The sequence below is a fragment of the Nonomuraea composti genome, from assembly GCF_012034275.1.
In the GTDB taxonomy this organism is placed as follows: domain Bacteria; phylum Actinomycetota; class Actinomycetes; order Streptosporangiales; family Streptosporangiaceae; genus Nonomuraea; species Nonomuraea composti.
The window spans coordinates 329,680-338,190 of the sequence record NZ_JAATEP010000004.1 but is presented as its reverse complement, the minus strand read 5'-3'; the positions used below and the strand labels follow the sequence as shown (position 1 = coordinate 338,190).

Sequence of the window (8,511 nt, the reverse complement as noted above, 5' to 3'; positions counted from 1 at the left end):
CCCCCGGGTGTCTTGTCGGGCGGGCGAGGAGGCGCGCCTCCGGGGGGGGGGGTGGGCCCCCCCTCGGGGGGGCTGCGGCGGCCCCCCCCTCGGGGGGGTGGCCCCCCGCCGTAACGCCCATTCGGGCATTTTCGATGCTTTTTCATGAAGCGTCTTCTCGCTCTCACCGCAGCAGCCTTCCTCGCGCTTCCGCTCACCCCCGCCACCGCCTCCCCGGCGGGCACGCCCGGCGCACCCAGCGCGGGCGACCCGTACTTCCCCGGCCAGGGCAACGGCGGCTACGACACCCGGCACTACGACCTCACGCTCGACTACGACCCGGCCTCCGGCCACCTGTCCGGCCGCGCCGCCATCTCCGCGCGGGCCACGCAGGCGCTCAGCCGCTTCAACCTCGACCTCGCCGACACGCTGACCGTGCGGTCCGTGACCGTCGACGGCAGGCCCGCCTCCTTCACGCAGAGCGGCTCCGAGCTGGTGGTCACGCCCGCCAGGACCCTGCACGACCGGCGCGGCTTCTCCGTCGTCGTCCGGTACGACGGCACCCCCGCGCACGTCCTCGACCCCGACGGCTCCATGGACGGCTGGATCAGGACCGCCGACGGCGTCTACAACGCCAACGAACCCCAGGGCGCCATCACCTGGTACCCCGGCAACCACCACATGACGGACAAGGCGACGTACCGCTTCACCGTGACCGTGCCCGCCGACCGGGTGGCCGTGGCCAACGGCGACCTGGTGCGCAGGACATCGATGGGCGGGCGCGCCACGTACGAGTGGAACGTCCGCGAGCACATGGCCAGCTACCTGGCCACGGTATCGATCGGCACGTTCGACCTCACGGACCGCCGCGTCGGCCGCTACCGGGTCACCACCGCCGTGGACCCGCAGGCCAGGGGCGACGCCACCGGGTTCGCCGAGCGGCACCCGCCGGTGCTCGACTACTTCGGCGAGCTGTTCGGGCGTTACCCGTACTCCTCGACCGGCGGCATCGTGGACAACGCGCCCGAGGTCGGCTACGCGCTGGAGACGCAGACCCGGCCGCTCTACCCGCGCGTGCCCAGCGAGTCGCTGCTCGCGCACGAGCTGGCCCACCAGTGGTTCGGCGACTCGGTGACGCCCACGCTGTGGCGCGACATCTGGCTCAACGAGGGCTTCGCCACCTACGCCGAGTGGCTGTGGGCCGACAAGCTCGGGACGCGCACCGTGCAGGCCGCCTTCGACGAGGCGTACGCGCGGCCGGCCGACGACGAGTTCTGGCAGACGCCGACCGCCGATCCCGGCGGCCCCGAGAACCTCTTCCACGACCCCGTCTACGACCGGGGCGCGATGACGCTGCACGCGCTGCGGGGCGCGACCGGCGACGCCGCGTTCTTCGCGATCCTGCGGGCGTGGGCCCGCGAGCACCGCTACGGCAACGCCGACACCGCCGCCTTCATCGCCCTGGCCGAGCGGGTCTCGGGCAAGGACCTCGGGGCGCTGTTCGACGCGTGGCTGTTCAAGCCCGGCAAACCGGCGTTGTGATCATTCTGGTACGGCTTGTCCCCGGGTTCGGGGCGCAAGCCGTACCAGACCTGGCTAAGCTCAACGGCCATGGCCGGTCGTCCGTTGAACGAAATCGTCGAAGCGGGATGGGCGCGCGCGCTCGAGCCCGTGTCCGAGCAGATCTCCCAGATGGGAGAGTTCCTGCGCAAGGAGATCGCCGAAGGCAGGCAATACCTGCCGGCAGGCGCCCACGTGCTGCGCGCCTTCACCCAGCCCTTCGACGAGGTCAAGGTGCTGATCGTGGGCCAGGACCCGTACCCGACGCCCGGCCACCCCGTCGGGCTGTCGTTCTCGGTGGCGCCCGACGTGCGGCCGCTGCCCGGCAGCCTGCTCAACATCTTCAAGGAGATGGAGACCGACCTGGGTCTCCCCCGTCCCGCCAACGGCGACCTGACGCCGTGGGCCGAGCAGGGCGTGCTGCTGCTCAACAGGGTGCTCACCGTGATGCCCGGCAAGCCCGCCTCGCACCGGGGCAAGGGCTGGGAGCAGGTCACCGAGCAGGCCATCCGCGCTCTGGTGGCGCGCGACAAGCCGATGGTGGCGATCCTGTGGGGCCGCGACGCCCGCAACCTGGCGCCCATGCTCGGCGAGGTGCCGCGCATCGAGTCGGCGCACCCCTCCCCGCTGTCGGCGCGCAGCGGCTTCTTCGGCTCGCGGCCCTTCAGCCGGGCAAATGAGCTGCTCGTCAAGCAAGGCGCGGCACCTGTCGAGTGGAAGCTGCCCTAGCATCGTCGCCATGAGTGATGAACCGAAATTCCTGCGCCTGACGGTCGAGCTGACCGTGGAGGTGCTCGACATGGACGCGCTGCAGGCCGCGGCGCTCGCCGAGATCAGGCACCCCGACGCCGACCTGACCGAGGAGGAGCGCACTGAGCAGGCCGAGCTGGTCGGCTCCGACGACTCCGGCGCCTCGGCGCTGCAGTGGCTGATCGAGCCCGACCACGTGCTGGGTCTCGTCGAGCACATCAGCGAGATCGAGCCTCGCGAGGCCGTGCTCGGCGTCGAGCCGTCCGAGGGGCCGAGCGAGGAAGAGGACGACGAAGAGCACGACCACGCGTGACGTACGGCGGTGGCCACGACGTTCCAGGGGCGTCGTGGCTTTTCGCTTTCCTGGGTAAGGAGTTCTCATGATCGTCGCTTTCTCCATCACCCCGCTGGGCGTCGGCGAAGGGGTCGCCGAGCCCGTCGCCCGCGCCGTCAAGGTCGTGCGCGACAGCGGGCTGCCCAACCGCACCGACGCCATGTTCACCACGATCGAGGGCGAGTGGGACGAGGTCATGGACGTCGTCAAGCGCGCCGTGGACGCCGTGGCCGAGGTCGCTCCCCGGGTCAGCCTCGTGCTGAAGGCCGATCTGCGCGAGGGGGTCACGGACGGCATGACGTCCAAGATCGAGTCTTTGGAGCGCCACCTCTCCTGACATTTCGCGATATATCTTGACCCTTCCTTGGACGCGTCATATCGTGTTGCTCGTCGCAAACGCGATACTACGCGTGCTCGGAGGTGGTTTCCATGGAACGAGTGCCCGTCCTGGTGGTCGGCGGCGGCTACGCGGGCCTGAGCGCCGCGGCACTGCTGGCCTGGCGGGAGGTACCCGTGACGCTCGTCGAGCGGCGTCCGAGCACCTCCGTGCAACCCAAGGCATTCGGGGTCGGGCCGCGGGCGATCGAGCTGCTGCGCCCCCTGCCGGGGATCGAGGACGAGCTCGCCGGCATCTGGGCGGGCATCGGCGACGGCATGCGCATCGCGATCGCCCGCGACCTCGCCGACCCCGAGCCGCACCTGATCAGCGACGGCGGGCAGGCCGAGTACGCCGCCCTCGCCGAGCTCACCCCCGCCGCGCCGGTCGGCGCGCCGCAGGCCGACGTCGAGCGCGTGCTGCGCGTCAAGGCCGAGGAGCTGGGCGCCGACCTGCGCTTCTCCACCGAGCTGGTTTCCCTGGAGCAGGACGACGACGGCGTCACCGCCCTCGTCCGCGGCAAGGACGGCGACCGCGTCATCCGGGCCGACTACGTGGTGGCCGCCGACGGGCACCACAGCGAGCTGCGTACCGCGCTGGGCGTGCCCACCTCCGGCCACGGCACGCTGAGCCGGATGTGCTCCATCATGTTCGACGCCGACCTGTCGGAGCTGGTGCGCGAGCGCGAGGTCACCCTGTGGTACGTCCGCAACGACACCCTCACCGGCGCCCTCGTGACCGGCGCCGGGGCCGGGGCGCACGTGCTCGGCGTCCACCAGGCCGCCGACGAGGGCCCCTTCACCGCCGAGCGCTGCGTCGAGCTGGTCCGCGTCGCGACCGGCCGGCCCGGCCTGGACGTGCGGATCCTCGACCGGGCCACGTTCGGCATCGCGCACGTGCTGGCCGGCAGCTACCGGGCAGGGCGCGTGTTCCTCGCCGGCGACGCCGCCCACACCATGCCGCCCACCGGCGGGCAGGGCGGCAGCACCGCGCTCCAGGACGGCGCCGACCTCGCCTGGCGGCTGTGGCTGGTGCTCACGGGGCAGGCCGGGCCCGCGTTCCTGGACACGTACGACGCCGAACGCCGCCCCGTCGGGACGCTCACGGCCGACGCGCAGCTCGCCGAGCTCGGCGCCCGCATGCCGCCCGCCGCCAGGATCGGCTACCCCGAACGGCTCCCCGATCCCCTGCACGCCCTGCTCGTGCACCGCTACCACTCCACCGCCATCCTCGACGAGCCCGGCGACGACGGCTCCATCCTGGAGGACCCGCGCCTGGCCGGCGGCAAGCCCGGCAGCCGGGCGCCGCACGTCGTGCTCGACTGGGACGGGCAGCGCCTGTCCACCATCGACCTGTTCGGGTCCGGGTTCGTGCTCATGGCGGCCAAGCGGGGGTCGCAGGCGTGGATGGAGGCGGGGCGGCAGGTCAAGGAACGGCTCGGGGTGCGGCTGACCCGGCTGCCCATGGACGACGAGCTGCTGGACGTGGAGGGACGCTTCGAGGAGCGGTACGGCGTCAGCGGGGGCGGCGCCGTGCTCGTGCGGCCGGACGGGTACGTGGCCTGGCGCTCACCGGGGCCGGTCACGGACCCGGCGGCCACGCTGGAGCACGTGCTCCGCCAGATCCTCAGCCGGCCCGCTTAGCCCTTGGGATGGATCCCGAGAGGGCCCCCTAGAACAGTCTGAGCTGCCCCGTCCGCTGCGCCCGCGCCTCCCCCACCCGCAGCGCCACGACGGCGGCCAGCAGCAGCGCCGCCGACAGCCCGGCCAGCATCGCCAGCTCCCCCGCCAGGTCGCCGACCCCCTGCCCGTCGAGCAGCGCGCCCCGCACGATCGCCAGGCTCCCGGTCAGCGGCAGCACGGATCCGGCCGCCCGCACCAGCTCCGGCAGCGCGGACGTCGGCAGCCGCACCCCGCTCACGAACCACATCGGGTCGTCCAGCAGCGTGTAGACGAACGCCGAGTCCCTGGAGAAGATCAGCAGGCTGTTCAGGAACGCGCCCCATGCCACGGCCGGCACCAGCAGCGCCAGGAAGACCACGGCGTACATGCCGGGATGCGCCACATTCACCACCCCGAGCCACCAGAACATGGCCACCGAGAAGCTCACGAACAACCAGACGTTCTGCACCAGCGCCCCGAACCCGTTCGCGATCACCACCACGAGCCGGTTGGCCGGCGACAGGAACAGCAGCTCCAGCGTCCCCGACTGCCGCTCCATCGAGAAGTGCCAGGACGACTGCACGAGCGAGAAGAAGAACGTGAACCCCATCGTGCCTGTAGCGAGGAAGGCGAGCAGCCGCTGCCCGCCCGAGTCGCCGCCCTGGAGGGGGTGGAGCATGTAGTACGCCTCGGCGAGCTGCAGCAGCGGCCAGACCAGCATCGAGAACAGCACCAGCTTGCTGCCGAAGATCTGCCGGTGCTGCTTGAGCGCCTCGGCCCTGAGCACCCGCAACGCATGCCTCACCTGGCCACCTGCGCCATCGCCACCGCGCTGCGGTCGTTCAGTGCCAGGATGGCGTCCTCCAGGGAGGGCTCGGCGATCTCCAGACCGGTCAGTGTGCCGCCCGCCGCGACGATCGCCATGGTGAGCGCGCCGGCCACGTCCCCAGGACGGGACAGCTCGACCACCCCAGCGGCACTGTCGACGCGCACGGCGGGGTCGAAGGCGAGCGCGGCGGCCTCGACCTCCGGCGTCAGGCCGGACACCTCCACCCGTACCGTGCGATGGCACCCGGTCTGGGCGATCAGCTCGGCGGGAGTGCCCTCGGCGAGGTGGCGGCCGTCGCCGATCACGTACACGTGCTCGCAGAGCTGCTCCACCTCCGCGAGGTAGTGGCTGGTCAGCAGCACGGCCTTGCCGCCGCGGGCCAGCTCGGCCACCACCTTGCGCAGGTCGCGGGCGATCGGCGCGTCGAGGCCGAGCGTGGGCTCGTCGAGCAGCAGGTAGTCGGGGTCGTTCACGAGGCCGCGGGCGATCGACAGGCGCTGGGTCATGCCGCGCGAGTACCGCTCGACCCTGGTGCCGGCCGCGTCGGTGAGTCCGACGAGGTCGAGCAGCTCGTCGATGCGCGGCTTGAGCACGCGGCTGGGGATGTCGTAGAGCTGGCCGAAGTACCAGAGGTTCTCGCGGCCGGTCATGCGGGCGTAGACCATGCGCTCGCCGCCGGCGATCAGGTTGATCCGCTTCCGTACGGCGTGCGGCTGCCTGACCGGGTCGAGCCCGCCGATCCGCACCGTCCCCTCGGTCTGCCTGAGGAGCGTGGCCAGGATCTTGATGGTGGTGGTCTTGCCGGCGCCGTTCAGCCCGAGCAGGCCCGTGACGCGGCCCTGGGGGACGACCAGGTTCAGGCCGTCCACGGCGGTCTTGGCGCCGAACCGTTTGCGCAGGTCGTGAGTCTCGATCATCAGTAACTCCGTTCCATGGCCCTGCGCTCAGCCCACGGCATGGCGAGGAACCCGGCGGTCGTGTAGAGCAGGCCGATCAGGAGGGTGGCGGCCAGGCGTCCCGGGTCGACGCCGGTGCCGGCGTTGAAGACGCCCCGTACGACGTCCATGGCGGCCGTCACCGGCACCACCTCGCCGAGCCACTGCAGCGCCTCGGGCAGGTACGGCCTCGGGAACGTGAACCCGGACAGCACGGCGATGGCGTAGAAGACGCTGTTCTGGGTGATGTGCGCCTCACCCGCGACGATCATCACGTTGCTCAGCACCACCGACATCCCGAACACGGCCAGCGCCAGCCCCGCCACCGCCAGCAGCCCGTCTCCCCAGCCGGTCGGGGCCAGCCGCACCCCGAGCAGCGTGGCGCAGCCGAACAGCACCGCGACCTCCAGCGCCACGGCCGTGAACGAGAACATCGAGAACCCGGCCAGGTACGGCAGGCGCCGGGCGGGCGCCACGATCAGCGCGCCCATGGTGCCCTCGCGCTGCTCCTGGATCATGGCCTTGCCGGTCCACAGGATGCAGTGCTTGACGAACATGAGCGCCGCCGCGCCGACGGCGATGTACGCCAGGTAATCCCCCGTCCCCGACTTCTCGCGAAATTCCGCGCCCACCTCCCCTCCGCCCAGCACCCGCAGCCCGAGATAGGCCAGGCCCATCGTGAGCACGCCGAGCAGGAGGTTGCCCACGAAGTACGTCCACGGGTAGGCCCGTCTCGTCACCAGCCACGACCGCCGCAGGGTCGCCCACGCCACCACCATAAGTCTCCTTTGGGAACTGACTCAGTTTCTATCAGAGACTCACGATCGGGTAAAGTCACGTCATGGTCAGAGAGCTACGCGAGCAGGACGCCCAGTGCTCCATCGCCCAGGCCGCCTCTGTCATCGGCGACTGGTGGAGCCTGCTGATCGTCCGCGAGGTGACCCGCGGCCACCGCCGCTTCGACGACCTTCTGCGCGAGCTCGGCATCTCACGGAAGGTCCTGACCGAACGCCTCAGACACCTGGTCGAGCACGGGGTGCTGGCGCGGCGGCCGTATCAGGCGGGGCCGGTGCGGCACGAGTACGTCCTGACGGAGACCGGCTGGGCACTGGCGCCGACACTGGTCAGCATGCAGGACTGGGCCGACCGCTGGCTCCTGGGTGACGGGTCGGCGACGGGCGCGCCCCGGGAGGGCGGAACGGAGCAGGCCCGCGTACGCGCCCTCCTCGGCACCCCTGTCCCCACCTCTCTCCTCCTCCCCGCCACCCTCGAGCCCACCACCTCCAACACCTCCCCAAGCGCTGGTCCGACCACCTCCGCCGATGTGACCCACCCACCCCAGCTCGACGTGGTCGCCGACACCGCCACCGCCACCATCCTGTTCACCTATCCGTCAACAGGCGTGGCCACCTCCCTCCCCCCGGACTGGGACCAGGTGCCGGGAGCAGTCGGCTGCACCCTGGAAAACCGCCTGTTCCGCGACCGCTTCCCGGCTCTCACCACCGCCGGCGTCACCGTCCACGGCGTCAGCACCCAACGCCCCGACGAACAGGCCGCCTTCGCCACCGCGGAATCGATCCCCTTCCCCCTGCTCTCCGACATGGACCTCCACCTGACAGCGGCCCTGCGGCTGCCCACGTTCCGAGCCGGCCAGGACCTGAAGCTCAAGCGCCTCATCCTGGTGATCGACCGCTCCCGAACGATCCGCCACGTCATCTTCCCGGTCCTGGACATCCCCTCAGCCATCACCGAAGCCACCGACGCAGCCCTCACCCTCCACTGACCACCCCACCGAATCCCCTCACGGGCCAGCGCCCCCACGGCCGGCGCCCCACGCACCGGCCGCCCCCTCAACCCAGCCCCCACCTGCGCCTGTGCTCGCGCCCGCCCTCGACCTGCACCGCGCGCCTGCGCCGCACCTCAGCACCTCAGGCCCGTGCGGCCCGGGCCGCCGCCGCCGCAACCTTCACCTGCGTCGCCCGTCGCCTGCGCCGAACACGCCTCCCCCACCCCTCAGCGCGCCCACACACGCACGTCAGTCATAGGCCCAACACACCACCCGCACAGTTATCCACAGAACGCCGTTC

Annotated in this window: 9 protein-coding genes; 6 read left to right on the top strand and 3 right to left on the bottom strand. The window is 71.5% G+C overall.

Features of this window, described 5'->3' with window-relative positions; all coding sequences use genetic code 11:
- The first annotated feature begins 144 nt into the window (after window positions 1–144).
- The 5 genes from HCN51_RS08940 to HCN51_RS08920 all read left to right on the top strand — a co-directional run bounded on the left by HCN51_RS08940 (window position 145) and on the right by HCN51_RS08920 (window position 4,642).
- Window positions 145–1,521, top strand: a complete 1,377-nt coding sequence (locus tag HCN51_RS08940; RefSeq protein ID WP_168008569.1) for a M1 family metallopeptidase — start codon at window positions 145–147, stop codon at window positions 1,519–1,521.
- Window positions 1,522–1,590: 69 nt separating this feature from the next.
- Entirely contained in the window at window positions 1,591–2,268 is a 678-nt protein-coding gene (locus tag HCN51_RS08935) for a uracil-DNA glycosylase (RefSeq protein ID WP_080042537.1), read from the top strand.
- 10 nt (window positions 2,269–2,278) lie between these two features.
- Entirely contained in the window at window positions 2,279–2,602 is a 324-nt protein-coding gene (locus HCN51_RS08930) for a hypothetical protein (RefSeq protein WP_080042538.1), read from the top strand.
- A gap of 67 nt (window positions 2,603–2,669) precedes the next feature.
- Entirely contained in the window at window positions 2,670–2,960 is a 291-nt protein-coding gene (locus HCN51_RS08925) for an MTH1187 family thiamine-binding protein (RefSeq protein WP_168008567.1), read from the top strand.
- Between the two features lie 92 nt (window positions 2,961–3,052).
- Window positions 3,053–4,642 (top strand): FAD-dependent monooxygenase, encoded by a 1,590-nt coding sequence (locus HCN51_RS08920; protein WP_168008565.1) that lies wholly within the window; start codon window positions 3,053–3,055, stop codon window positions 4,640–4,642.
- Between the two features lie 28 nt (window positions 4,643–4,670).
- On the opposite strand, the gene HCN51_RS61205 is transcribed toward HCN51_RS08920, so the two are convergent.
- The 3 genes from HCN51_RS61205 to HCN51_RS08905 are packed head-to-tail and all read right to left on the bottom strand — an operon-like array spanning window position 4,671 to window position 7,203.
- Window positions 4,671–5,465, bottom strand: coding sequence for an ABC transporter permease (locus HCN51_RS61205; protein WP_168008563.1), 795 nt, complete (start codon window positions 5,463–5,465; stop codon window positions 4,671–4,673).
- Window positions 5,462–6,406, bottom strand: coding sequence for an ABC transporter ATP-binding protein (locus tag HCN51_RS08910; protein WP_168008561.1), 945 nt, complete (start codon window positions 6,404–6,406; stop codon window positions 5,462–5,464). Before HCN51_RS08910 ends, HCN51_RS61205 begins: the two co-directional genes overlap by 4 nt.
- Window positions 6,406–7,203 carry an ABC transporter permease gene (locus HCN51_RS08905; RefSeq protein WP_080042542.1) on the bottom strand — a complete coding sequence of 266 codons (798 nt, stop codon included), beginning with the start codon at window positions 7,201–7,203 and terminating at the stop codon, window positions 6,406–6,408. The genes HCN51_RS08910 and HCN51_RS08905 overlap by 1 nt, the downstream gene beginning before the upstream one ends.
- A 62-nt stretch (window positions 7,204–7,265) precedes the next feature.
- Between HCN51_RS08905 and HCN51_RS08900 the strand changes: the two genes are divergently transcribed.
- Window positions 7,266–8,207, top strand: coding sequence for a winged helix-turn-helix transcriptional regulator (locus HCN51_RS08900; protein WP_168008559.1), 942 nt, complete (start codon window positions 7,266–7,268; stop codon window positions 8,205–8,207).
- Window positions 8,208–8,511: the final 304 nt, after the last annotated feature.